Consider the following 24779-nt stretch of genomic DNA (forward strand, 5'->3'; position numbering starts at 1 on the left):
GTTCTCCACGCTCTCGCCCGGCTTCATCGCCGACCCGGACAGCCCCATGATGTCGGCGAGGCGGCGGGCCTGGTCGGCCTGGTCGGGGGCGTACTCGAGCGTGGTCTTCGCCAGCTCGGCGGGCGCGTTGCCGGCGTTCTCCGACTTGGTCACGCCTTCCTCGACCTGGAGCCAGCTGAGCGTCTCCTGGGCGCTGCCGGGGTCGGCACCGCCGTTGAGGATCCGCACCCGGACCTCGGAGGCCGGGGCCTTGCTGCCCTTCAGCCGGGCGGCCACCGCGGCGGCTTCCTTCTTCTTCTTCTCCTTGACCGCGGTGAAGGAGACGTCGTTCTTGATCATGTCGAAGACCTGCGGGGCCGTCGACTCGTTCAGTACGACCGTGCTCTTGACCTTCTCCGCCGGGTTGTCGATCACCGGGGTCGTGGTGAAGGTCAGGTTCTTGGTGTTGAGCTTGCCCAGCTCCAGACCGAGGTCCTTCAGCTTGCCGATGCTGTCCAGCTGCGAGTCGACGGTCAGGGCCTTGGTGCCCGCCTCGGCCAGGTCGAGCATCTTGGAGGGGCTGGTGAGCGTGTCGTTGGACTTCAGCTTGCGCATCAGCGCGCTCAGGAACTGCTGCTGGAGCCCGATCCGGCTCAGGTCGCCGCCGAAGCCGACGGCGTGCCGGGTCCGCACGAACGCCAGCGCCTGCTCGCCCTCGATGGTGTGTGTGCCCTTCGACAGCTTCAGGTGCGAGTCCGGGTCGTCGATGTCCTTGCCCAGACAGACCTCGACCCCGCCGACCGCGCTGGTCAGCGTCTTGACCGCGTTGAAGTCGGCCACCATGAAGTTGTCCGGCTTGACCCCCGTCAGCTCGGTCACGGTCCGCATGGTGCAGCTGGGCGTACGGCCGTCCTGGCCGAGGCTGGTGTTGAAGCGGACCTGCCGCGTGCCGGGGATGACCTTCTGCGTGCCGTCCTCCTGCGTGGTCGGGCAGTCCGGCACGTCGACGATCAGGTCGCGGGGGATGCTGAGCGCGGTCGCGTTCGAACGGTCCTTGGAGACGTGCAGCAGGATCGTGGTGTCGGCGTGCCCGACACTGCCCGCGTCGCCGTAGTTCTCGTTGCCCTTGCCGGTGCGCTTGTCCGTGCCGATCAGCAGGATGTTGATGGCCTTGTCCTTCTGGAAGCCACCGGTGCTCGCGCCGTCGTCCGAGACGGACGCGATGTTGTCGTTCAGGTGCTCGATGTAGAAGTACGCGGCGCCCGCCCCCGCGACCAGCACGAAAGCCATCGTGCCGCCGGTCCACAGCAGGACCTTCTTGCCCTTCGCGGCCTTCTTGGCCGGTCGCCGCCCGCGCCGCCCCGGCAGCGGTTCCTCCGGCGCCCCGCGGCGCCTGCGCGGCGGCGCCGCGCGGCCGGGCGTCTCAGGTCCCGGCGGGCCGGGCGCAGCCGTACGGCCGCGCGCCGGCGGGACCGCGTCGGAAGCCGGTGGCCTGCGGGGGCCGGGGACGCCCGACTGCGGTGGGGTAGGGGGCAGTCGCAGTTCGTATTCGCCGGTGTTCGGATTGAGCACCCACTGGTCTGCGGGATCGATATCGTCCGCCCGCCCACGGCCTTGCGCGTCCACGGTTGTCTGTTTCCTCCGTCGGGGCACGCGGCGCCTCCCCCTCCAAGGCGCCCGGGTCTCGGTCACACAGTGCGCGACCTCAGGACCGTCCTCAGGGCCGGGCGCACCGGATCGCTCACACTAACCGCCCAGTTCAGTGCCGAGCGACGACGGTGACAAATTCCACGTCCCTACACCTGGGCAATTCGCCCATTTCCCGGGTGAAGAGTTCATTGCCTTGGAGTGGCCTTGGTGCCCGCTTTACTCACAGGTGTCCTCAGCTGCCGTGTTCCCCCGGAACGTCGGTGGAGGAGAAACGGTGACGGCGGGCTTCGTAAACGGCCCAGGATGCGAATCCCCGTACGACCCGTCATGCGAATCGGTCGGCCTCAGCGGGGCGGAACCACGCGGAACGTCCCCGGCCACCGCCACAGGTGTGTCCGTACGCAGCCGCTCGAACAGTCTCTCCGCCTCGGGCTCCACCAGTTGGTCGCGATTGGCGTCGTACGCGTACGACTCCCGTGGAACGGTCAGGAATTGCACGCGTTCCATGGGGATGTCGCGCAGCCCGCGCACGAGTTCGTACAGGCCGCGAAGACTGGCCAGATCCGGGTCGGTTGTGAGAGAGGACGTGGCGGCGTCCAGCACGGGATACAGCTTCACCGGGTTCAGCAGGACGTCGTTGCTGCGCACCTTGTTGACGAGTGCCGCGAGGAACCGCTGCTGCCGCTCCATCCGCTCCGTGTCGCTGCCGTCGCCGAGCGTCTTGCGGGCGCGGACGTAGCCGAGTGCCTGCTCGCCGTCGAGGGTCACCCGTCCGGCGGGGAGCCGCAGTTTGGCGGCCCGGTCGTCGATCGGCTCGCGCAGGCACACCTCCACGCCGTCGACCGCGTCGACCATCTTCTTGAAACCGTGGAAGTCGACGACGACGTGGTTGTCGACACGGATGTCGGTGAGCTTCTCGACGGTCCGGATGGTGCAGGCCGAACCGCCCAGCTGGAAGGCCTGGTTGAACATGGTGAACCGCGGCGCGCTGCGCGACCCGTCCGGACGCCGGCAGCCCGGCAGGTTCACCATCAGGTCCCGGGGCAGGGAGACGGCGGTGGCGCTGCCCCGGCCCGCGGACAGGTGCAGCAGGATCGTGGTGTCCGACCGCTCGGTCCCGGAGTCCCGCCCGTAGCGCGCGTTGTCGTCACCCTCGCGCGAGTCGGACCCGATCAGCAGGATGTTCCGCGCGTCCTTGACCAGCGAGGTGGGCCGTTCCTTCTCGTACCGCGCGAGCTCCGCGGCGGCGGCCTCGTCGGGCGTGATGTTCCCGCTGAGCTTCGCGTACACGGCCCATCCGGCCCCGGCGGCCGCGACGACCACACCGGCGACCCCGAACGCCCCGATCCGCACCCACCGCCGCCGACGCCGCCGCACCAGCCCCGGCCCACTGGCGGACGCCCCCGCCCGCGGCCCAAGCCTCCCGCTGTCGCCCACGACAGAGACCACCCCTCACGTCGTACGAACGTGCGCGCGCACTGCTCTTACGACTGTGGCGCGGATGGGGGGCGGGGGTGGGGTGGGGATGGGCTGAACGGGGGAGGGGTGCGCCGGGCTCAGCAGCTGAGCAGCTCGGCTGAGGGGGGCACGGGCGGGCGCAGCGGCACCCCGCCGCGCCGGGCTGCGCACCCACCCCGCCCCAGCACCCACGCCGAGCACTGGAGACCGGACTACCGGGCGATAGCCGTAACCCGCTCACTCTCCACCCGCTTGTCCAGCACCCCGTCCCCGGCCTGCTCGAGATGCCGGCACAACACCACGGAACCTCCCGCGGCCAACGGCCCGTACAACCCCGCGTTCAACCCCTCCCACGTGTCGTACGGCAACCCCGACAGAATCCGCGACCCCGGCCCGGTCAGCCCCAGGCCCGCCGCCTCCGCCCGAGCCCGCTCGACGACCTCCGCCCCACTGAACTCCCGCCCCGCCACGATCAGCGCGGGTGCGTCCGGATCCACCGGCGCATACGGCACGAACCGGTCCCCCTGCCCCGGCACCTCCACCGCGTAGTCGATAAACCCCTCGGGCGCCTGCGGAAACCGCCCCCCGAGCGGTCGCAGCGCCATCGCGACCCGCGCCCCGGAACACGCCCGCGCCGCCTCCAGCCCGTCCGGTCCGCTCACCACGACATCGGCCGCCCGCGCATCCCCCGATACGTCCGCGACGACTCCCACCGACGCACACGCCAGCAGCCACACCGCCGTCTGCCAGTGCGCGGGCAGCAACAGCGCCACCCGGTCCCCGGGCTCGACGGACAGCTCGTCCTGGAGGAGGTTGGCGGTCTTGGCCACCCAATTGGCGAAGGTGGCCACGGACAGTTCGACTCGTTCGCCCGTGGCGTCGTCGTAGAAGGTCACCAGGGGGCGGCCCGGATCCGTGGCGAGCGCGGAATTCAGCAGGTCGGCAGGGGTGCGATCGGTGGCGTTCACCCGCGCAAGCGTACGCGGCACCCACGCCGCGGCCCAACGGCCCGGCCACCGTCCCGGCGTGAATCCGCCACCGGTTCGGCCGAACCCCGCCCGACGGCCCGTCAACTCACAAATGGACAGACTTGTAGGACTATGTCCAAGATCGGGGGCATGCGTGGATTTCTTGCTTCTTCGATCGGTGTCACCTGTGCGGCCGCTCTGGCCCTCCCGCTCACTCCGCCCGCCGTCGCGGCGACGGCGAGACCGGTACCGACCACGCAAGCCGCCACGGCAGCGAGACCCGCGCCCCACGCGGGGACACCGGACACCACCATGACCAGCCGGCGCGCGGCCGAGCCGTACGCCCCCGGCAGCACCCAGTCCCTCCCCCTCGAACCCCTCAGCCGCAACCGCGCCACTCCCACCGCCCCCAGCAGCCCCCACGTCCCCGAACTGGGCCTGGCCCGCCGTGCCGTACGCCACTTCTCCCTCGTCGGCGTCGTCTGGGACGACCCAGCGGCCGAACTGCACGGCCGCGTCCAGGTCCGCACCCGGGCCGCCGACACCGGCGCCTGGTCGGGCTGGCAGGACGTCGAGACGCACAACGGCGACCACGCGGCCGACCCGGACGCCCCCGAGAGGGCCTCGGGTCGCGTCCGCGGCGCCACGGCACCGCTGTGGGTCGGCGACTCCGACGGCGTGGAACTCCGGGTCCACTCCGAAGCCGAGAGCGCGGAAGCCGACTCCGCGCACCACGGCAGGGCCACCCGCAAGCTGCCCGCGGCGCCCCCGCTCCCCTCCGGCCTCCGCCTCGAACTCGTCGACCCGGGCGATGACGCCCCACCGCCCGGCGCCCCAGCGGACGGCCCCCGCATCACCGACCTCCCCGACGAGAGCTCCTCCGCCGACGACAGCTTCGCCGCCAACGATGCCGCCACCGAAGCCGCCACCGAAGCCGCCGCCGGAGCCTCCGCCGCCGACGAGGCCGCGGCCGCCGCCGAAGCCGCCACCGAGGCCTCTGCCGTCAACGCCGGCCTGGCCCCCCTCGGCGCCACCGAGATCCCGGCACTGAACCGCGCGGAGACCGAGCAGGAGTTCTTCGCTCTCAACCCCGGCAAGCTGACGGAGCAGCAGCGGGCGAAGCCGTACGTCGGCCCGCGCCCGCGCATCGTCACGCGGCGCGGCTGGGGCGCGAACGAGGGGCTGCGGGAGCGGGGCTTCCGGTACACGAAGAAGGTCCGGGCGGCCTTCGTGCACCACACGGCCAGCGGCAACAACTACCGCTGCTCGCAGTCCCCGTCACTCATCCGCAGTATCTACCGCTACCACGTCAAGAGCATGGGCTGGCGGGACATCGGCTACAACTTCGTCATCGACAAGTGCGGAAAGATCTACGAGGGGCGCGCCGGGGGCGTGGCCAGGCCGGTCCTCGGCGCCCACACCCTTGGTTTCAACAACAACAGCATGGGGATCGCCGTCCTCGGGTCGTACGGCGCCAAGAAGCCGTCGTCCGCCGCGGTCAAGGCCATCGCCCGGCTCACGGCGTGGAAGCTGGGCCTGTACGGGATGAATCCGCGGGGCAAGACGTACCTGAAGTCGGCTGGTAGCAATCTCCACCGAAAGGGTAAGAAGGTCCGACTGAACGTGATCTCCGGTCACCGGGACGGATTCAGGACGTCCTGCCCGGGACGCAAGCTCTACGGCAAGCTCGGCTCGGCCCGCTCCAAGGCGGCCCGGTACCAGGGCCGCTGAGACACACGTTCACCGCCGTCGGGGGGCAGCGGGGCGGAATGCCGCACGGCCAGCGAGGGCGCCACGGAACGGTCTGCATACACTGACCGGCCGAAAGACAGTTCGGCCGGTCCCGGCAGGAAGCAGAGACGACACGTGACAGAAGCGATCCTCCTGGTCGGCGGCAAGGGCACCCGGCTGCGCCCGCTCACGGTGCACACGCCCAAGCCCATGGTGCCGGCGGCCGGGGTGCCCTTCCTCACGCACCAGCTGGCGAGAGCGAGAGCGGCGGGTGTCGAGCACATCGTCCTGGCCACGTCCTATCTGGCCGAGGTCTTCGAACCGTACTTCGGTGACGGGTCCGCGCTGGGGCTCCACCTGGAGTACGTGACGGAGGAGGAGCCCCTGGGCACGGGCGGTGCCATCCGCAACGTGGCCTCCCGGCTGCGCTCCGGCCCCGACGACCCGGTGCTGATCTTCAACGGCGACATCCTGACGGGCCTGGACATCCGAGCCTTGATCGACACCCACGAGACGACCGGCGCGGACATCTCCCTGCACCTCACCAAGGTCACGGACCCGCGCGCCTACGGTCTGGTCCCCACGGACGACACGGGCAGGGTCCTGGCGTTCCTGGAGAAGCCGCAGACGCCCGAGGAGATCGTCACCGACCAGATCAACGCGGGGGCGTACGTCTTCCGCCGCTCGGTCATCGACACGATCCCGCCGGGCCGGCCGGTGTCGGTGGAGCGGGAGACCTTCCCCGACCTCCTCTCCGCCGGAGCCCACCTCCAGGGCATGGTCGACTCGACGTACTGGCTGGACCTCGGCACACCGGCGGCGTTCGTCCGGGGCTCGGCGGACCTGGTCCTGGGCCGGGCCCCGTCCCCGGCGGTTCCCGGCCGCTGCGGCGACCGCCTGGTCCTGCCGACGGCGACGGTCGCGGCCGACGCGAAGCTGTCCGGCGGCACGGTGGTCGGCGAGGGCGCGTTCGTCGCGGAGGGTGCCCGCGTCTTCGGCAGCACGATCCTCCCGGGCGCCGTGATCGAGCCGGGCGCGGTCATCACCGACTCCCTCATAGGCACCCGGGCCCGCGTCGGCGAACGCTCCGTCCTCACCGGCACGGTGATAGGCGACGGCGCGATCATCGGCCCCGACAACGAACTCCGCGACGGCGCCCGCATCTGGTGCGACGCCCACATCCCAGCAGGAGCGGTCCGCTTTTCTTCGGACCAGTAGCGCCTAGGTGTGCCTGGCTGCGGGCAATCGTGCCGTCCTAGCTGCGGGCAGTCGTGCCGCTGGGTGGGCGATGGGGGACCCGGCCCCAGTCCTCACGCCGCAGCACCAGAAACGGGCAGCACATCACAACCCCCCGATATCCCACCGCGGCATCTTCGGCGCCCGACGCCCCGGCACCCTCCCACTCAGCAGAATCAACCGAGCCGCCCGATGCCGCTGCCCCGCATACGGCTGAAGCAACTCCAGCATCACGGAGTCATCCGCATCCCGATCCCCGGCCAACGCCCACCCCACGATCCGGGGCAGATGCAGATCCCCCACGGTCACCTCGTCCGGTGCCCCATGACTGCGCTGCACCGTCTCCGCCGACGTCCACGGCCCGACCCCCGGCACCACCTCCAGCCGCGCCCGAGCCGCCCCCGGCTCCATCCCGGCCGCCTCCTCCAACCGCCCGGCCACCCGGACCGCACGCAGAATCGTCGACGCCCGCTTGTTGTCGACCCCGGCCCGATGCCACTCCCACGACGGGATCAACGCCCACTCCCGAGGCGCCGGCATCACACACATCCGCCCGGGCGCGGGCCCCGGCGCCGGCTCCCCGAACTTCCGCACCAGCAACCGCCACGCCCGATACGCCTCATCGGTCGTGACCTTCTGCTCCAGAATCGACGGAATCAGCGATTCCAGCACCAGCCCGCTCCGCGTCAGCCGCAACCCCGGCCGCCGGTGCCGGGCCAGCGCCACCAGCCGGTGCCGGGGCACGAACACGGACGGGTCATCGGCGGCACCGAGCAGCTCCGGCAACCGGTCCAGCAGCCACTGCGCCCCGGGCCCCCAGGCCTGGCCGCGCACCGCACCGCCGTACGCGCAGACCCGTAGCGTCCCGGGCCCGGCGGGCGTACGACAGGCCCGCCACACGGACCCGTCCGGCATCGCCCGGAACGTCGGATCACCCGGACCGCGCCGCAGCGGCCCGAGCACCAGACCGAGGTCCAGCGGCCCGTCCGGCACCCAGTCGCGCACCCGCCCCGGCCCCGCCGCCTGCCGCGGCACACCCCCGGCCCCGGCACCGGCCACGCCGACATGCCCGCCGCGCACGGTCGTACGCGTGGGCCGGGGAGCGAACCGTCCTGCCATGAGTGAAGTCCCTGGGAAACGAGAGGAGCCCTACGAGCGTAGGCGCCGGCCGGCGCGGTCACCGCACCTCGATGAAGGCCCCCGCATCCCGCTCCGGCCGCGGACGCGGTTCCTCCGCCGGATGCCCGACGGCCACCGCGCCCATCGGGTCCCAGTCCGCCGGCAGCCCCAGCACCTCGCGCACCACGTCCCGGCAGAACATCGTCGAGGACACCCACGCCGAACCCAGCCGCTCCCCGGCCAGCGCGACCAGGAAGTTCTGTACGCCGGCGCCCGCGGCGACCACGAACATCTCCCGCTCGGCGCCGTCGCGCCGCGCGTCGCCGTAGGTGTGCGAGCCGTCCATGACCAGGCAGGGGACGACGAGGTACGGCGCGTTCCGCAGGACGTCCCCACGCCGTACCCGCTTGGCGATGGACTCCTCCGTCTTGCCGTCCCGCCGCAGATCGGCGATCCACGCGTCGCGCATCGCGTCGAGCAGCCGCGTCCGCGACTCCTCGGACTCCAGCAGCACGAACCGCCAGGGGGTGGTGTGGTGCGGTGCGGGCGCCGTCACCGCCGCGGCCACCGCCCGCCGTACGGCGCCGGGGTCGACGGGCTCGTCCGTGAAGGCCCGGACCGTACGCCGCTGGGTCACCGCCAGCCGTACCGCCTCCGACGTGCCGAGCCGGAACATGTCGTCGCGAGCGCCGCGCACCATGGCCCGCGCTCCCTCTCCGTCGCCGGGCGCCAGCACGTGCGGCAGGCCGCGCACCACGGCGACGGGGAGCCCGGCAGCCTTGCCCTTGACCAGGTCGCCGGCCGCGGCGAGTTCGTCGGCCGTGGCGACGACGGTGGCGCTGAGCGGGTTGCCGTACGCGTCCGTGCCCCCGCGCAGGTCGTCCAGGACGCGCACCCCGGCGGCGCCGATCGCGACGTCCGTGAGCCCCGCGCGCCAGGGCCGCCCGAACGTGTCGGTGACGACGACACCGATGTCGACGCCGAGGATGTCCCGCAACCCGTCGCGGATCGCGCGGGCGGAGGCGTCCGGGTCCTCGGGCAGCAACAGCACCGTCCCGGACGGGGTGTTGGACGCGTCCACCCCGGCCGCGGCCATGACGAGACCCTGGCGGTTCTCGACGATCCGGAGACTGCCGCGCCGGGCGACCACGCGCACCGTCTCGGCGTCGATGGCCGCTTCCCGGTCGGCCGCCTGGACTGCCCGGCCCTCCGCCTTGGACACGATCTTCGACGTGACCAGCAGTACGTCCCCGTCGGCCAGACCGGGCTCGGCGGCCGCGATCAGCTTGGCCAGGTCGTCCCCGGCCGCGACCTCGGGCATCCCCTCCGGGGCCCACACCCGGTATCCGTCGGTACCCTGCCGGTCCTTGGGGACTTCGCCGCTCAAGCTCCCCGCACCTCCTCCGCCAGGACCAGGGCCTCCCGCGCCATCTGCGCGGTCGCGTCGGTGTCGGTCATCATCAGCGGCACGGCCCGGCAGCGGATCCCGGCCGCCTCGACCCGCTCCACCGCGCCGGCGTCCACCGTGTCGACGAGCCAGCCGTCCAGCAGGCCCGAGCCGTAGTGCTCGGCCACCGCCGGCGCGGTCGACTCGACGCCCACGGCGGCGAGCACCTTGTCGGCCATGCCCCGCACGGGCGCGTCACCGACGATGGGGGACAGCCCGATCACCGGCACTCCGGCGTCGGCGATGGCCTCCCGGATGCCGGGCACGGCCAGGATCGTGCCGATGGACACCACCGGGTTGGACGGCGGGAAGAGGATCACGTCCGCCTCGGCGATCGCCTCCAGCACACCCGGCGCGGGCTTCGCCTGGTCGGCACCGACCGGCACGATCGCCTCCGCGGGCACCGAGGCGCGCAGCCGCACCCAGTACTCCTGGAAGTGGATCGCCTTGCGCTCGCCGTCGATCTCGACAGCCACGTGGGTCTCGACGCGGTCGTCGGACATGGGGATCAGCCGCACGCCCGGTTGCCAGCGGTCGCACAGCGCCTGAGTCACCGCGCTCAGCGGGTACCCGGCGCCGATCATCTGCGTCCGCACGATGTGCGTGGCGAAGTCCCGGTCGCCGAGGCCGAACCACTCGGGCCCGACGCCGTACGCCGCGAGCTCCTCCTTGAGGTGGAAGGTCTCGTCCGCACGCCCCCAGCCCTGCTCCTCGTTGATGCCGCCGCCGAGCGTGTACATCACCGTGTCGAGGTCCGGGCAGACCTTCAGCCCGAAGAGGTGGATGTCGTCCCCGGTGTTGCCGATGACCGTGATGTCCGCGTCCGGCACGGCCCGCTTCAGACCACGCAGGAACCGGGCACCACCGATGCCGCCTGCCAGAACCACAATGCGCATGGGAGCCAGTCTTGCAGGCGCCTACGACAACCGGTCAGCGGCTACGGCAACCGGTCAGGCAGTCACGCCGACCGGTCAGGCACGTGATGCCAACCGGTCAGGCGGTCACGGCATCCGGTGCGGACCGGGCCTCGCAGTGCTGGGCCGTGTGCATCGGCATCTCCGTCAGGCCCGGGTAGTAGACGTGCAGGCTGACCGCAGGCTCCAGTGCGTCGTTCATGACTTCGTGCACGTACCCCGGCGCGAAAACGCGCTGCGCGCCTGCCCGCAAGGCGCGCGTGCCCCGCTCCGTGCGCTCGGTCAGCGTGCCGTCCAGCACGGTCAGCACACCGGAGGAGCGGCCGTGGTCGTGCACCCCGCTGCCCTGCCCGGGCACCCAGGACAGCAGCCACACCTCGTAGCCCGGGCCGGTGCGCAGCCGGTGGTACCAGCGGCTGGTCGTGTCGTACCGGACGAGGTGCTCCCACTGGGAGCGGTCGGCGGCGATGGAGCGGGCGAGTCCGACGAACTCGGCGACGGTGGCCGGGTGCTCGCGCGGAGTCTGGAGCAGATGCGGGACTTCGAGGATGTCGCCGGCGATCTGGAGGTCGCTGTCGCTGTTCATGGGTGTGGTGGTTCCTCAGTGAAGAAGGTCAGAGGGAACGGAAGCCGAGAGACGGGTGGCCCGGCCTTCAGCTGGAGCAGGTGGGGCTCAACAGCTGGAACAGCGACAGCGAGCGCGGGCAGCACCGTGGGACCCGGCGGTGCGGGTCGAGGTGGGTGCCGAGTTCGCGAGCATGCCCACAAGGACACCGGTTCACACCTTGGACTGTCAACTCGGCACCCGGCATGTGGGATGTGGTTCACCTCATCCGGTCGTTCACTCAGATGAAAGGTTTGTTCATGGCCCGCCCGGGACACATGGCGTCCAACCGGGCGCAGGAAACCTCGTTGCGTACTCGTGATCCGACTGTGATCCGTTTCGCTTCGTGGTGCGTGTCGGAACGAGATCGAACCTCTGGGCGTCCTTCTCCGTACAGGTCTGCAAGGGGTCCGGCGGACGGCGTGAGCCCTTGCGGGCTCCGTCGGTGTGTCAGGTTTTATGGTGATTTGAACACTTTCCGCTTGGGCTTGGTTCCGCAGAGTGAATAAGGGGCTCAATAGCAGATCTCGGCTTGACTCGCCCGGAGCAGCACACTTGTAATTTCACTCGTGTCGTTCAGCCGGAATCGGTAACGGCTAGATCACGGGGACGCGAAAGACAGACGAGGGGCGCACATGACCGAGACGGTGCAGCAACTGCTGGTCGACGACGCGGACGAGGAACTCGGCTGGCAGGAGCGCGCACTGTGCGCCCAGACCGACCCCGAGTCCTTCTTCCCTGAGAAGGGCGGCTCGACCCGGGAGGCCAAGAAGGTCTGCCTCGCCTGTGAGGTCCGCTCCGAGTGCCTCGAGTACGCCCTCGCCAACGACGAGCGATTCGGCATCTGGGGCGGCCTGTCCGAGCGGGAGCGCCGCCGGCTGAAGAAGGCAGCGGTCTGATCGCGGACGGCGCGATAGACGGACAGCGCGCATCCGCACGTACGCACGGCTCGAACGGCCCGTCGCAAGTGGGTTATCCACAGGCGGCGGGCCCCCTTGTTGCGCAGCCGATAGTGTGGTCGCTCGTCCGAGACGCCCCGCTGCCCCCACCGGTCGCAGGCGTCCACCGCAGTCCACCGAACCGGGGCCCGTACCTCGATGTCCGTGCACAGCCACCCGGCAGCTCATCACGACAGCGCTGCCACACCTGAGTTCCCGCGTCATGTGGTGACCGCGGTCCTCGTCTCCCACGACGGCGCCCGCTGGCTGCCCGACGCGCTCGCCGGGCTGCTCGGCCAGGAGCGACCCGTCCAGTACGCGATGGGCGCCGACACCGGCAGCGCGGACGACTCCGCCCAGCTGGTCACCGACGCCCTCGGCGCAGACCGCGTGCTGCACCTCGCCCGCCGCACCGGCTTCGGCCAGGCCGTCGAGGAGTGCGGCCGCACCGCCCCGGTCCTCACCCCGGAGCAGCTCCCGTACCTGAAGCGGCCGAGCGGCTGGGACCCGGTCACCCGCTCCTGGCGCGACGACGCCTACGACATGCCCGAGCTCCCGCACGGAGAGCCGGTCCAGTGGCTGTGGCTGCTGCACGACGACTGCGCCCCGGAGCCCGACGCCCTGGCCCAGCTGCTGCGCGTCGTGGACAACGAGTACGAGCTGGGCCGCGAGGACGTGGCCGTCGTCGGCCCCAAGCTCCGCGGCTGGTACGACCGGCGGCAACTGCTGGAGGTCGGCGTCAGCATCGCCAACTCCGGCCGCCGCTGGACCGGCCTGGACCGCCGCGAGCAGGACCAGGGCCAGCACGACCACGTCCGGCCCGTGCTGTCGGTGTCCACCGCCGGCATGCTGATCCGCCGCGACGTCTTCGAACAGCTCGGCGGCTTCGACCGCCACCTGCCCCTCATGCGCGACGACGTCGACCTGTGCTGGCGCGCGCACGCGGCGGGCTACCGCGTCCTGGTCGCCCCCGAGGCGGTCGTCCGGCACGCCGAGGCGGCCTCCCGCGAGCGCCGCACGGTCGACTGTGTGGGCCGCACGGCCGCCTCCCCGCACAAGGTCGACAAGGCCGGAGCCGTCTACACCCTGCTCGTCAACGCGCGTACGGCCGTGCTGCCCTGGGTGCTGCTGCGGATCGTGCTCGGCACGGTGCTGCGGACCGTCGCCTACCTCGTCGGCAAGGTCCCCGGACAGGCCGTCGACGAGATCCGCGGTCTCCTGGGCACGCTGCTCAGGCCCGAGCGGATCCTCGCCGGACGGCGCGGCAGAGGCGCCCCCCGGATCGACAAGGACGAGCTGCGGCCGCTGTTCCCGCCGCCCGGCGCGACCGTCCGCATGACCGTCGAGCAGCTCGCGAGCAACCTCGTGGGCCGCTCCGACCCCGAGGTCGCCTCCGGCGCCGGACGGCACGGCGGTGCCGTCGAGTCGGGCCCCGGCGGCGACGACGCCGACTTCCTGGAGATCGAGCAGTTCGCCCGGCTCAAGCGCATCGCGCGCAAGCCCGGCCCGGTGCTCTTCCTGGTGCTGCTGCTCGTCTCCCTGGCCGCCTGCCGCGAACTCCTCGGCGGTGGCGCGCTCGCGGGCGGCGCCCTGCTGCCCGCCCCGGCCGACTCCTCCGACCTGTGGGCGCGCTACCTGGACGCCTGGCACCCGGTCGCCGCCGGCGGCACCTCCTCCGCGCCGCCGTACCTCGCGCTCGTGGCGATGCTGGCGTCCCTGCTGTTCGGCTCCACCGGCCTCGCCGTCACGCTGCTGCTCGTCTGCTCGGTGCCGCTCGCCGGTGTCACCGCCTACTTCGCCTCCCGCCCGCTGGTCGAGTCCCGGCTGCTGCGCGCGTGGGCGGCCGTCGTCTACGCCTTCCTGCCCGCCGCCACCGGCGCCCTCGCCGGCGGCCGGATCGGCACGGCCGTCCTGGCCGTGCTGCTGCCGCTCATCGCCCGCGCGGGCATCGCCGCCAGCGGCCTGGCGAACCCCTCGGGGGCGCGCGGCAGTTGGCGCGCCACCTGGGCCTACGCGCTGCTGCTGACCATCACCACCGCGTTCACCCCGATCGTGTGGCCCATCGCGCTGCTCCTCGGCGCCGGGCTGCTGGTCCTGCGCCGGACCGACATCACGGCGTACGGGCTGCGGTTCCTCGCCCAGCTCGGCACGCCCCTGCTGGTCCTCGCGCCCTGGTCGCTGTCGCTGCTGCCGTTCGGCTTCTTCCAGGAGGCCGGCCTGGCGTACGGCCCCTCGGCCGCCTCCGCCCTCGACCTGCTCGGCGCCAGCCCGGGCGGCCCGGGAACCGTCAGCGGCCTCATGCTGATCGGCATCGTGCTGGCCGCGCTCGCCGCCCTGCTCCGTTCCGAACGCCGGCTGGGCATCTGCACGGCCTGGACGGCCGCCCTGACCGGCTTCGTCTTCGCGGTCCTGTCCAACAGCTCCACCTGGGCCGGCCCGGCGACCCTCGTCTACGGCATCGCCCTCCTGGCGGCCGCCGCGCTCGGCGCCGACGGGGCCCGCTCGCGCGTGGCCGAGCAGAGCTTCGGCTGGCGCCAGCCGGTCGCCGTGCTGATCGCCTTCGCCTCGGCCGCGGGCCCGCTGCTCGTCGCCGCGGGCTGGATGATCCGCGGCGCGGACGGCCCTCTGGAGCGGCGCGACCCGACGCAGGTCCCCGCGTTCGTCGCCGAGGAGAGCGGCAGCAGCGACCAGGCCCGCACCCTCGTCCTCGACAGCGACTCCGGCTCCCACGTCGGATACATGCTGGTCCGCGGCTCCGGTGCCCGCCTCGGCGACGGCGAGATCGCCGCGGCCGACGGCGAGAACAGCAGGCTCGACAAGGTCGTCGCCAACCTCGTCGCCGGCTCCGGCGCCGACCAGGCCGACCAGCTCGGCGGCTTCGCCGTGCGCTACGTCCTCGTCCACCAGGGCGCTCCCCGCGATGTCACCCGTGTCCTGGACGCCACGCCCGGCCTGACCCGGCTCAGCCAGCAGGACGGCGGCGCGCTGTGGCAGATCGACCAGGAGGTCGCGCGCGCCACCATCGTCCCCGGCTCCGGGACCGGCACGCCGCAGACCGTCGCCGCCGGGCCCGTCGACATCCACACCACGATCCCGACCGGCCCCGACGGACGCGTGCTGCGCCTGGCCGACACCGCCTCCGACGGCTGGACCGCCACGCTCGACGGCAAGCCGCTGACCCGCACCACGGTCGACGGCTGGGCCCAGGGCTTCGAACTCCCCGCCACCGGCGGCAAGCTGGACGTCACCTACGACGACCCCATCGGCCACACCGCGTGGCTGTGGGCGCAGGGCCTCCTCGCCGTCGTCCTCGTCGTGCTGGCCCTGCCCGGCCGGCGGCGCGACATCGACGACGACCTGCCCGAGGAGCCGGCCGTCCCGGCCCAGGCGGTCGCGGGCGAGGGCCGCCGGGCCCGCCGCCTGCGGGCCCAGGCGGAAGCCGAGGCCGAAGGGGCGCCGCAGCCCGAGGAGTTCCCGCCACCGCAGCCCGAGCAGCCCCCGGCACCCGTGCCCCAGCAGCAGAACTACGGGATGGGGGTCCCCCCGGGTGAGGACGTTCGCGCCTGGGGGAGGGACAACGCCGGCTACCAGAGCGGCGAGTACGCCAATTACGGCGACCAGTACCAGGGCGCCCAGTACCCGGCGGACGCGTACGGACAGCAGTACCAGGCGGATCCCTACCAGGGCGGCCAGTACGACCCGTACGCGTACGGCGGCCCGCCCCAGACGCCGCCGTACGACCAGGCGGGATACGACCAGACGGGCTACGACCAGGCCTACCCCCAGGGCTACGGCACGCCGTACGACCCGGCGCAGCAGCACCACCCCCACGGCACGGGCAGTGAGCGTCCCGACGGGAGCCAGCAGTGAACCGCACCACCCTGTCCCTGATCGCCGGCGCGACCGCGCTCGCCGCCGTCACCGGCTTCGCCGTGCTGTCCGCCCCGGCCACCCCGGGCGCGGACACCACCGCCAAGGCGGCCGCCCAACTGCCCGTGGAGCGCACGAGCCTGCTGTGCCCCGCGCCCAGCCTGTCCGACATCGCGGAGACGTCGTACACCTCCTTCACGCCCGTCACGAAGGGCACCGGGAGCGGCGGCAAGGCCGACCTCCGGGTGGCCCCCCAGGAGTCGAAGGACGGCTCGAACGCGGGCGGCGGCAAGGGCAAGGGCGACGGGAAGTCCGGCGAGCGCAAGACCGAGAAGCCCGTGCTGACCCCCAAGGAGCCCGGCAAGCCGGTCACCGGGGACACCTCGGGTGCCGAATCGCCCGCGCTGGTGGGGACCGCGGACGGCAGGTTCGCGCCCGGCTGGACGGTCCAGGAGACGACGGAGGTCGCCGCGGGGACCGGGCGCGGCCTCCAGGGCGTCAACTGCACGGCCCCGGACACGAGTTTCTGGTTCCCCGGCGCCAGCACCGCGGCCGACCGCACCGACTACGTCCATCTGACGAACCCCGACGACTCGGCCGCCGTGGTCGACATCGAGCTGTACGGCAAGGACGGCGCGCTCCAGTCCACCGTGGGGGAGGGCATCACGGTCCAGCCGCACTCCAGCGACCCGGTGCTGCTGTCCACCCTCACCGACGAGCAGCAGGCCGACCTCACCGTGCACGTCAACGTCCGCAGCGGGCGGGTCGGCGCCGCCGTGCAGGCCCTGGACGACAAGCTCGGCGGCGACTGGCTGGCCGCGTCCACGGACCCGTCGGGCAGCCTGGTCCTGCCCGGCATCCCGAAGGACGCCACCTCCGCGCGCCTGATCGCCTTCACCCCCGGCGACGCCGACGCGGACCTCAAGGTGCGCCTCGCCTCCCCCTCCGGGCTGATCACCCCGGCCGGACACGAGACGGTGCACGTCAAGGGCGGCATGACCACCGCCGTCGACCTGGGCGACGTGACGCGCGGCGAGGCGGGCTCCCTGGTGCTGACGCCGACGGACCGGTCCGTGCCGGTCGTGGCGGCCCTGCGGGTCGTACGCGGCAAGGGTGACAAGCAGGAGACGGCGTTCATCCCCGCCACCCGCCCCGTCGGCACGCGCGCGACGTCCGCGGACAACAGCGCCAAGGGCAGCACGCTCTCCCTGACCGCTCCCGGCCGCTCCGCCACGGTCGAGGTCACCGCCTCGGCGGGCAGCGAGGGCGGCACGCCGGTGTCGAAGACGTACACGATCAAGGCCGGCACGACCCAGGACATCCAGCCCCCGGTCCCCAGCGGCCTGAAGGGCACCTACGCGCTCACGGTCGAGCCGAAGTCCGGCGGCCCGGTCTACGGCGCCCGCACCCTGGCGGCGACGGAGGGCGGCGTTCCCGGCTTCACCGTGCAGACGCTCCCGGACGACCGGGGGACGGTGGCGGTGCCGGAGGCGGACGAGGACCTGTCGGTGTTGCAGAAGTAGGCCACGATCAGGGCGGTGGTGTCCGCGAGGGCCCGCCGCTGTCCGGTCGGCCGCCGTCTCAGCCCTGGTCCTCGCCGTACCGCGGATCCACCGTCTCCGGCGTCAGCCCCAGCAGCTCGGCGACCTGCTCGACGACGACCTCGTGCACCAGCGCCGCCCGCTCGTCGCGGCCCTTTGTGCGGATCTCGACCGGCCGCCGGTAGACCACCACGCGCGCGGGACGGCCCTCGCGGGCGCTGATCGTGCCGCCCAGCGGAACCGCCTCGTCGTTCCAGGCCTGGCCGGCCCCGTCGAGCCGCGGCACCTCCAGCACCAGGAAGTCGATGTCGGCGAGCTGCGGCCAGCGCCGCTCCAGGCGCTCCACGGAGTCCTGCACCAGATCCGCGAACGCCTCCGCACGGCTGGCGGCGAGCGGTACCTGCGGCGGTGCGATCGGGCCGCGCATGCCCCGCCCGTGGCGATCACGGCGGCGGGGCCCGGGGGCGGCGGCTCGGGGCGTTACGGGCTTGTCCATCACTGCTGAAGGGTAGTCCCCGCCGCGCTCCCGCGCCCGGCACCGCACGGCGGTACGGACGGCTTCCGGCCGACCGATACGGCATGTCGTTACATGACCATTCCAGCCAAGGTTGGGCTCGATTCCGTATCCCGCCGAGACCGGCAACCTCACGGCAATTGAGGGTTTTGTGACGACTCTTGACCGCTTCGAGTGCTGTTCGACGCCTCGGACGGTGCTGTCCGGGCAGGTCAGCGAGGTGGGCCGGAAGGGGGGTGTGGGGCGTCTCACAGCACGACACGGGGGAGTGACCTGGTGGAGAGTCGTCGCGGCCCGCTCAAGAGTGCGGTACCGTCCAACGTCGTGAGCCCTGTACGTCGCTGTTCGCGCACCGCCTGCGGCCGTCCCGCCGTCGCGACGCTGACGTACGTCTACGCCGACTCGACCGCGGTCCTCGGCCCGCTCGCCACCTACGCCGAACCCCACTGCTACGACCTGTGCGCCGAGCACTCCGAGCGCCTCACCGCCCCGCGCGGCTGGGAGGTCGTCCGGCTCCTCGACGGTTCGGCCCCGGCGCGTCCCAGCGGCGACGACCTGGAAGCGCTCGCGAACGCCGTGCGAGAGGCGGCCCGTCCCCAGGAGCGGGCGGCCGGGGCCGGCGGCGGCGGGCGCGCGGCCGACCCGATGGAGGTCGCCCGGCGAGGGCACCTGCGCGTCCTCCGGTCGCCCGACAACTGACCGCATTCCCGGTTCCTTCCCACGCGCACCCATTGACGCGGCTTGGCGCGGACATGACCATTCCGTTTTGAGGCCGCGAGAAATCGCTTTCGCATGACGGAAGCCGGGGAGGCGCCCGTGTACGTCCAGGAACTGGAACCCGTCGCCGGCTCACTGGGCCTGTCCGCCCTGGTGGCGGCCCTGCCCCTCGTGATCGTCCTGGCCCTGCTCGGCGGCGTCCGCGTGAAAGCGCACCTGGCGGGCCTGGCCGGCCTCCTCGCCGCCGTTCTCGTCGCCCGGCTCGCCTACGGCATGCCCCTGGGGCAGACGGTCTCCAGCGCCGCCCAGGGTGCCGTCTTCGGCCTCTTCCCCATCCTGTGGATCGTCGTCAACGCCCTGTGGGTGTACCGGATGACCGTCCGCACCCGGCACTTCGACATCCTGCGCCGGTCCTTCGGGCGGCTCTCCGACGACCCCCGCATCCAGGCGCTCGTCATCGCCTTCTGCTTCGGGGCGCTGCTGGAGGCGCTCGCCGGCTTCGGGGCACCCGTCGCGATCAGCGCGGTCATGCTGGTCGCCCTCGGGTTCGAACCGGTGCGCGCCGCCGTCGTCGCCCTGGTCGCCAACACCGCGCCCGTGGCCTTCGGCGCGATGGGCACCCCGGTCGTCACCCTCGCCCAGGTCACCGGGCTGCCGCTGGACTCCGTGGCCTCCGTGGTGGGCCGTCAGACGCCGTTGCTGGCCCTCGTGGTGCCCCTCGTGCTGGTCTGGCTCGTGGACGGCCGACGCGGGCTGCGCGAGACCTGGGTGCCCGCCCTCGCCTGCGGAGTCGCCTTCGCCGTCGCCCAGTTCGCCGCCTCCAACTACGTCTCCGCCCAACTCGCCGACATCGGCGCCGCCCTGGCGGGCGCGGGTGCCCTGGTCGCCGTACCGCACGCGCGCGTGCCCGCCGCCGAGTCCGTACGCGCCTCCGTGCTGACCGGTGTGCGCAGCGAGGAGCTGGACGAGGAGGACCCGCCCCGCGAGGTCCTGCGCGCGTACGCCCCCTACGCGCTGATCGTCCTGATCTTCTCCGTCGCCCAGGTCCCGGCCGTCAAGGTCTGGCTGGACAAGGCCACCCAGACCTACGACTGGCCCTTCCTGAACGTGCTCGGCCCCGACGGCGGACCGGTCGGCGGCAACGTCTTCACCTGGCCGATCGTGTCGACCGGCGGCACGCTCGTGCTGCTCGCCGGGATCTGCACGGCCGCCGTCGTCGGGGTGCACGCGCGCGTGGCGGTGAAGGAATGGCTCGCGACCGTCCACGAGCTGCGCTTCGCGATCCTGACGGTGACGTCCGTACTGGCGCTCGCGTATGTCATGAACCTCTCCGGGCAGGCGGCGACCATCGGCCACTTCGTGGCGGCGGCCGGAGCCGGGCTCGCCTTCCTGTCGCCCGTCCTCGGCTGGTTCGGAGTCGCCGTGTCCGGATCGGACACCTCGGCCAATGCCCTCTTCGGTGCCCTCCAGGTGACCGCCGCCCGGGAGTCCGGGCTGTCGCCCGATCTCCTGGCCGCGGCCAACAGCTCCGGCGGCGTCCTCGGCAAGATGATCTCCCCGCAGAACCTCACCATCGCCTGCGCGGCCGTCGGACTCGCGGGGCGCGAGGGCGACTTGCTGCGCAAGGTACTGCCCTGGAGCCTGGGCCTGCTGCTGGTGATGTGCCTGATCGTGGTCGGCCAGAGCACGCCCGTCCTGGACTGGATGCTGCCGTGACCTGAGACGACGCCCGGGCGTCGACTCGGCGTCCGCACAGCGCGCTGTCAGCGGGCGAGGGTAGTTTGTGCGGACCGACAGTACTTTTTCAGGAAGGTTGGCCGTGGCTGCTGATCTGTCGCAGGTCGTCAAGGCGTACGACGTACGCGGGGTCGTCCCCGACCAGTGGGACGAGTCCCTGGCCGAGCTCTTCGGAGCGGCCTTCGTGCGGGTCACCGGCGCGAGCGCCATCGCGACCGGGCACGACATGCGGCCGTCCTCACCGGGCCTGTCGCGGGCCTTCGCGCGCGGGGCTGCGGCGCTGGGCGCCGACGTGACCGAGATCGGCCTGTGCTCGACGGACCAGCTCTACTACGCCTCGGGCGCGCTGAACCTGCCGGGCGCCATGTTCACCGCCTCCCACAACCCGGCGCAGTACAACGGCATCAAGATGTGCCGCACGGGCGCCGCCCCGGTCGGCCAGGACACCGGCCTCGCCGAGATCCGCGAACTGGTCGAGCGCTGGAGCGAGTCGGGCGCCCCCGAGCCCGCCGCGACGCCGGGAACCATCACCGGCCGCGACACGTTGTCGGACTACGCGGCGCACCTGCGCTCCCTGGTCGACCTGACCGCCATCCGCCCCCTGAAGGTCGTCGTCGACGCGGGCAACGGCATGGGCGGGCACACGGTCCCCGAGGTCTTCGCCGGCCTGCCCCTGACGCTGGTCCCGATGTACTTCGAACTCGACGGCACCTTCCCCAACCACGAGGCCAACCCCCTCGACCCGGCCAACCTCGTCGACCTCCAGGAGCGGGTCCGCGAAGAGGGCGCCGACCTCGGCCTCGCCTTCGACGGCGACGCCGACCGCTGCTTCGTCGTCGACGAGCGCGGCGAGCCGGTCTCGCCTTCGGCGATCACCGCCCTGGTGGCCTCCCGCGAGCTGGCCAGGCACGGCGGCAAGGGCACGATCATCCACAACCTGATCACGTCCTGGTCGGTCCCCGAGGTGGTCGCGGAGAACGGCGGCATCCCGGTCCGCACCCGCGTCGGCCACTCCTTCATCAAGGCGGAAATGGCGCGTTCGGGCGCGATCTTCGGCGGCGAGCACTCCGCGCACTACTACTTCCGCGACTTCTGGAACGCCGACACGGGCATGCTGGCCGCCCTGCACGTCCTGGCGGCCCTCGGCGGCCAGTCGGGCCCCCTCTCCGCCCTCGTCGCCCAGTACGACCGCTACGCCGGCTCCGGCGAGATCAACTCCACCGTCACCGACCAGACGGCCCGCCTCGCCGCGATCCGCTCCGCGTACGACAACCGTGAGGGCATCACCCTCGACGACCTCGACGGCCTGACCGTCTCCGCCACCGACTGGTGGTTCAACGTCCGCCCCTCCAACACGGAGCCACTGCTCCGCCTGAACGCGGAGGCGAGGGACCCGGAGACGATGGCGAGGGTGCGGGACGAGGTGCTGCGGATCATCAGGGACTGACGGCCTCGCCGAGTGTGCCGAGGCAGGCTCGGGGCAGGGGCGGCGGGGGCGAAACCATCCACCGCACCCCCGACCTGCCACCCCCACCGGCGGTACCCTGACCAGGCACATCCGCACACCCCAAGCACCCCCAACCCCGGAGAAAACCCTCATGCCCCTCGAAGCCGGCCTCCTCGAAATCCTCGCCTGCCCGGCCTGCCACGCCCCCCTCAAGGAGCAGGACGACGAACTGCTCTGCACCGACCAGAACTGCGGCCTGGCCTACCCCGTCCGCGACGGCATCCCCGTCCTCCTCGTCGACGAGGCCCGCCGCCCCGCATGAGCGGCCCCCACGCCTGAACCCCCGGTGCACAGAGCCCCGGCACAACGGGCACCGACGTAGGACGACGGACGACGCAGGACACCCCATAACGGACCTCGGCGCTCGGAGGCTGCCGCCCATGCTCGACGAATCGCTGCTCGACTCCCCGGAGGGCCTCTCCGAGGCCGACCACCGCGGGCTGCTCCGCGGCGCCGCAGAAGCCGGCGCCCGCGTCCGCACGGCCGCCCGCCACTCCGCCGAGGCCGGCATCAACGACCTCAAACCAGACGGCCGCCCCCGCGCCGTCCTCATCGCCGGCCCGGGCGCCGCCGCCACGCACGCCGCCGACCTCCTCGGCACCCTCGCCGGCGCCGGCAGTCCGGTCACGCGGCTGGCCCCCACCGGCGTCGCCCCCGCCGCGGGCGCCCTGCGCTGGGAACTGCCCGGCTGGGTCGGCTCCGTCGACCTCCTCCTGATCACCACCCCGGACGGCAGCGAACCGGGCCTGTCCCTCCTCGCCGAGCAGGCCTACCGCCGCGGCTGCAACGTCGTCGCCGTGGCCCCCAGCCGCTCCCCGCTCGCCGACGCGGTGAACGGCTCGCACGGCCTGTTCGTCCCCATGGCGACCGCCCCGTACGACCAGGACGAGCCCCTCGCCGCCTCGGCGCCCGGCGTCCTGTGGGCGCTGCTCACCCCACTGCTCGCGCTCCTGGACCGCACCGGCGTGCTCGCCGCTCCGCCGGACGCCCTCGGCAAGGTCGCCGACCGCCTCGACCGCGTCGCCGAACGCTGCGGCCCCGCCATCGCCACCTACAGCAACCCCGCCAAGACACTCGCCGCCGAACTCGCCGACGCCCTCCCGATCGTCTGGACCGAGGGCACCTCGGCCGGCCCGGCAGGCCGCCGTTTCGCCGCCGCGCTCGCCGAACTGTCCGGCACCCCCGCGGTCGTCGCCGAGCTCCCCGAGGCCCTCGCCGCACACAGCGCCCTGCTCGCCGGCCCCCTGGCCGCCAGCGCCGACCCCGACGACTTCTTCCGCGACCGCGTCGAGGAACCACCCGCCCTGCACGCGCGCGTGGTGCTCCTCCGCGACCGCCCCATCGGCGGCCTCACCGCTGCCCCCAGCGCCCGCGACCTGGCCCTCAGCCACGACACACCGATCAGCGAACTGGAACCGGAGGCGGGCGGCGAACTGGAGACCCTCGCGGAACTGATCGCCATCACGGATTTCGCCGCTGTTTACCTTGCGCTCGCTTCGAGGGCCTGATCATGCTCAGGACACCCTGACGCGCCCGCGCCCGAACACGCTGAGAGACCTCCATGGACCGCCTCGACAACACCATCCGCCCCTACGCCTGGGGTTCCCCCACCGCCATCCCGCACCTGCTCGGCACCGAACCCACCGGCGAGCCGCAGGCGGAGATGTGGATGGGTGCCCACCCGGGCGCACCCTCCCGCACCGGCCGGGGCACGCTCGTCGAGGTCATCGACGCCGACCCGGAAAGGGAACTCGGACCGGCCGCGGTCGCCAAGTTCGGCCCCCGCCTGCCCTTCCTCCTCAAGATCCTCGCCGCCGGCGCCCCGCTCTCCCTTCAGGTCCACCCCGACCTGGACCAGGCCAAGGAGGGCTACGCGGACGAGGAGCGCCGCGGCATCCCCATGGACGCCCCGCACCGCAACTACAAGGACGCCAACCACAAGCCCGAACTGATCTGCGCCCTCACCGAGTTCGAGGGCCTGTGCGGGTTCCGCGCCCCGCTCGCCGCCGCCGGCCTGCTCGACGACCTCGGCATCGACTCCCTCAAGCCGTACGTCGACCTGCTGCACGCCCACCCCGAGGACGCCGCCCTGCGCGAGGTCCTCACGGCGATCCTCACCGCCGACTCCGAGGAGATGTCCCGCACGGTCGCCGAGGCGGCCACCGCCTGCACCCGCCTCGGCGGTGCCTACGCCCCCTACGCCGACATCGCCCACCACTTCCCGGGCGACCCCGGCGTCATCGCCGCGATGCTGCTGAACCACGTCCGGCTCCAGCCCGGCGAGGCCCTCTACCTCGGCGCCGGCGTCCCGCACGCCTACCTGAACGGCCTCGGCGTCGAGATCATGGCCAACTCCGACAACGTCCTGCGCTGCGGCCTGACCCCCAAGCACGTCGACGTCCCCGAGCTCCTGCGCATCGTCCGCTTCCAGCCCCGCGACCCCGGCGTCCTGCGCCCCGAGGCCGCCCCGGACGGCGAGGAGCTCTACGAGACCCCCATCGACGAGTTCCGCCTGTCCCGCTACGTCCTCCCCGAGGCGGGCGCCGCGCACGACCTCACCCGTCCGACCCCGCAGATCCTGCTCTGCACGGCCGGCGCCGTCCGGGCCGGCGAGCACGACCTGAACCCCGGTGAGTCCGTCTTCGTCCCGGCCGGAGAAAAGGCCGAAGTGTCCGGAACGGGAACGCTTTTCCGGGCCACCGTCGTCGCCTGACCGTTTCGACGGCCCCGTGCTGGTGACCTGACTCACCGCTGTCGCGGCGGGCTGCAACAATGGCCCACCGTCAAGCACGGGCAAAGTCGCGGGCAGCTCAGTCAGGCGAGCGTCCGGGCCCTGGAACGGCGTACGA

The 24779-nt window shown here is 72.6% G+C and carries 19 protein-coding genes; 11 read left to right on the forward strand and 8 right to left on the reverse strand.

The window, feature by feature from the left end:
• From GTY47_RS09055 to GTY47_RS09065, 3 genes are all read right to left on the reverse strand, one after another.
• On the reverse strand, window positions 1-1605 hold a 1605-nt coding region (locus GTY47_RS09055), incomplete at its 3' end, for an LCP family protein (RefSeq protein WP_040902576.1).
• A gap of 240 nt (window positions 1606-1845) precedes the next feature.
• The gene (locus GTY47_RS09060) at window positions 1846-3078 is read right to left on the reverse strand and encodes an LCP family protein (RefSeq protein ID WP_231911169.1); all 1233 of its coding nucleotides are present in this window, start codon (window positions 3076-3078) and stop codon (window positions 1846-1848) included.
• 221 nt (window positions 3079-3299) lie between these two features.
• On the reverse strand, window positions 3300-4055 hold the full coding sequence (locus tag GTY47_RS09065) for a TIGR03089 family protein (protein WP_010034646.1): 756 nt from the start codon (window positions 4053-4055) through the stop codon (window positions 3300-3302).
• A gap of 150 nt (window positions 4056-4205) precedes the next feature.
• Between GTY47_RS09065 and GTY47_RS09070 the strand changes: the two genes are divergently transcribed.
• Together GTY47_RS09070 and GTY47_RS09075 are read left to right on the forward strand one after the other, a co-directional pair.
• The gene (locus tag GTY47_RS09070; RefSeq protein WP_029180804.1) at window positions 4206-5786 is read left to right on the forward strand and encodes a peptidoglycan recognition protein; all 1581 of its coding nucleotides are present in this window, start codon (window positions 4206-4208) and stop codon (window positions 5784-5786) included.
• A gap of 135 nt (window positions 5787-5921) precedes the next feature.
• On the forward strand, window positions 5922-7004 hold the full coding sequence (locus tag GTY47_RS09075; RefSeq protein ID WP_010034648.1) for an NDP-sugar synthase: 1083 nt from the start codon (window positions 5922-5924) through the stop codon (window positions 7002-7004).
• A gap of 123 nt (window positions 7005-7127) precedes the next feature.
• Here the strand turns inward: GTY47_RS09075 and GTY47_RS09080 are convergent, their stop codons facing one another.
• The 4 genes from GTY47_RS09080 to GTY47_RS09095 all read right to left on the reverse strand — a co-directional run bounded on the left by GTY47_RS09080 (window position 7128) and on the right by GTY47_RS09095 (window position 11088).
• The gene (locus GTY47_RS09080) at window positions 7128-8141 is read right to left on the reverse strand and encodes a DNA-3-methyladenine glycosylase (protein WP_029180805.1); all 1014 of its coding nucleotides are present in this window, start codon (window positions 8139-8141) and stop codon (window positions 7128-7130) included.
• A gap of 58 nt (window positions 8142-8199) precedes the next feature.
• A complete protein-coding gene (locus GTY47_RS09085) occupies window positions 8200-9528 on the reverse strand; it encodes a coenzyme F420-0:L-glutamate ligase (RefSeq protein WP_010034652.1) in 1329 nt (442 codons plus the stop codon).
• Complete coding sequence (gene cofD / locus GTY47_RS09090; RefSeq protein ID WP_010034656.1) at window positions 9525-10484, reverse strand: 2-phospho-L-lactate transferase; 960 nt, start codon at window positions 10482-10484, stop codon at window positions 9525-9527. The genes GTY47_RS09085 and cofD overlap by 4 nt, the downstream gene beginning before the upstream one ends.
• Window positions 10485-10581: 97 nt before the next feature.
• On the reverse strand, window positions 10582-11088 hold the full coding sequence (locus GTY47_RS09095; protein ID WP_010034658.1) for a cysteine dioxygenase family protein: 507 nt from the start codon (window positions 11086-11088) through the stop codon (window positions 10582-10584).
• A 653-nt stretch (window positions 11089-11741) separates the two neighbouring features.
• Here GTY47_RS09095 and GTY47_RS09100 point away from each other — a divergent pair.
• The 3 genes from GTY47_RS09100 (at window position 11742) to GTY47_RS09110 (ending at window position 17437) form a co-directional block, all read left to right on the forward strand.
• On the forward strand, window positions 11742-12005 hold the full coding sequence (locus tag GTY47_RS09100; RefSeq protein ID WP_010034659.1) for a WhiB family transcriptional regulator: 264 nt from the start codon (window positions 11742-11744) through the stop codon (window positions 12003-12005).
• Window positions 12006-12203: 198 nt separating this feature from the next.
• On the forward strand, window positions 12204-15914 hold the full coding sequence (locus GTY47_RS09105) for a glycosyltransferase family 2 protein (protein WP_078602743.1): 3711 nt from the start codon (window positions 12204-12206) through the stop codon (window positions 15912-15914).
• Window positions 15911-17437, forward strand: a complete 1527-nt coding sequence (locus GTY47_RS09110) for a DUF5719 family protein (protein WP_010034665.1) — start codon at window positions 15911-15913, stop codon at window positions 17435-17437. The genes GTY47_RS09105 and GTY47_RS09110 overlap by 4 nt, the downstream gene beginning before the upstream one ends.
• A gap of 58 nt (window positions 17438-17495) precedes the next feature.
• On the opposite strand, the gene GTY47_RS09115 is transcribed toward GTY47_RS09110, so the two are convergent.
• Window positions 17496-17951 carry a metallopeptidase family protein gene (locus tag GTY47_RS09115; RefSeq protein ID WP_078602744.1) on the reverse strand — a complete coding sequence of 152 codons (456 nt, stop codon included), beginning with the start codon at window positions 17949-17951 and terminating at the stop codon, window positions 17496-17498.
• A 294-nt stretch (window positions 17952-18245) separates the two neighbouring features.
• Between GTY47_RS09115 and GTY47_RS09120 the strand changes: the two genes are divergently transcribed.
• The 6 genes from GTY47_RS09120 (at window position 18246) to manA (ending at window position 24643) form a co-directional block, all read left to right on the forward strand.
• The gene (locus GTY47_RS09120) at window positions 18246-18668 is read left to right on the forward strand and encodes a DUF3499 domain-containing protein (RefSeq protein WP_010034669.1); all 423 of its coding nucleotides are present in this window, start codon (window positions 18246-18248) and stop codon (window positions 18666-18668) included.
• A gap of 117 nt (window positions 18669-18785) precedes the next feature.
• Window positions 18786-20402, forward strand: coding sequence for an L-lactate permease (locus GTY47_RS09125; RefSeq protein WP_010034674.1), 1617 nt, complete (start codon window positions 18786-18788; stop codon window positions 20400-20402).
• Window positions 20403-20505: 103 nt separating this feature from the next.
• A complete protein-coding gene (locus GTY47_RS09130; RefSeq protein WP_010034677.1) occupies window positions 20506-21870 on the forward strand; it encodes a phosphomannomutase/phosphoglucomutase in 1365 nt (454 codons plus the stop codon).
• Between the two features lie 151 nt (window positions 21871-22021).
• Window positions 22022-22192 carry a Trm112 family protein gene (locus GTY47_RS09135; RefSeq protein ID WP_010034680.1) on the forward strand — a complete coding sequence of 57 codons (171 nt, stop codon included), beginning with the start codon at window positions 22022-22024 and terminating at the stop codon, window positions 22190-22192.
• A 118-nt stretch (window positions 22193-22310) separates the two neighbouring features.
• Window positions 22311-23438, forward strand: a complete 1128-nt coding sequence (locus GTY47_RS09140; protein WP_010034685.1) for an SIS domain-containing protein — start codon at window positions 22311-22313, stop codon at window positions 23436-23438.
• Window positions 23439-23491: 53 nt separating this feature from the next.
• Window positions 23492-24643: a mannose-6-phosphate isomerase, class I gene (gene manA / locus GTY47_RS09145; protein WP_010034687.1), complete on the forward strand. Its 1152-nt coding sequence runs from the start codon at window positions 23492-23494 to the stop codon at window positions 24641-24643.
• Window positions 24644-24779 lie beyond the last annotated feature (136 nt).

This window comes from Streptomyces sp. SID5464 (genome assembly GCF_009862985.1).
Lineage (GTDB): Bacteria > Actinomycetota > Actinomycetes > Streptomycetales > Streptomycetaceae > Streptomyces > Streptomyces chartreusis_D.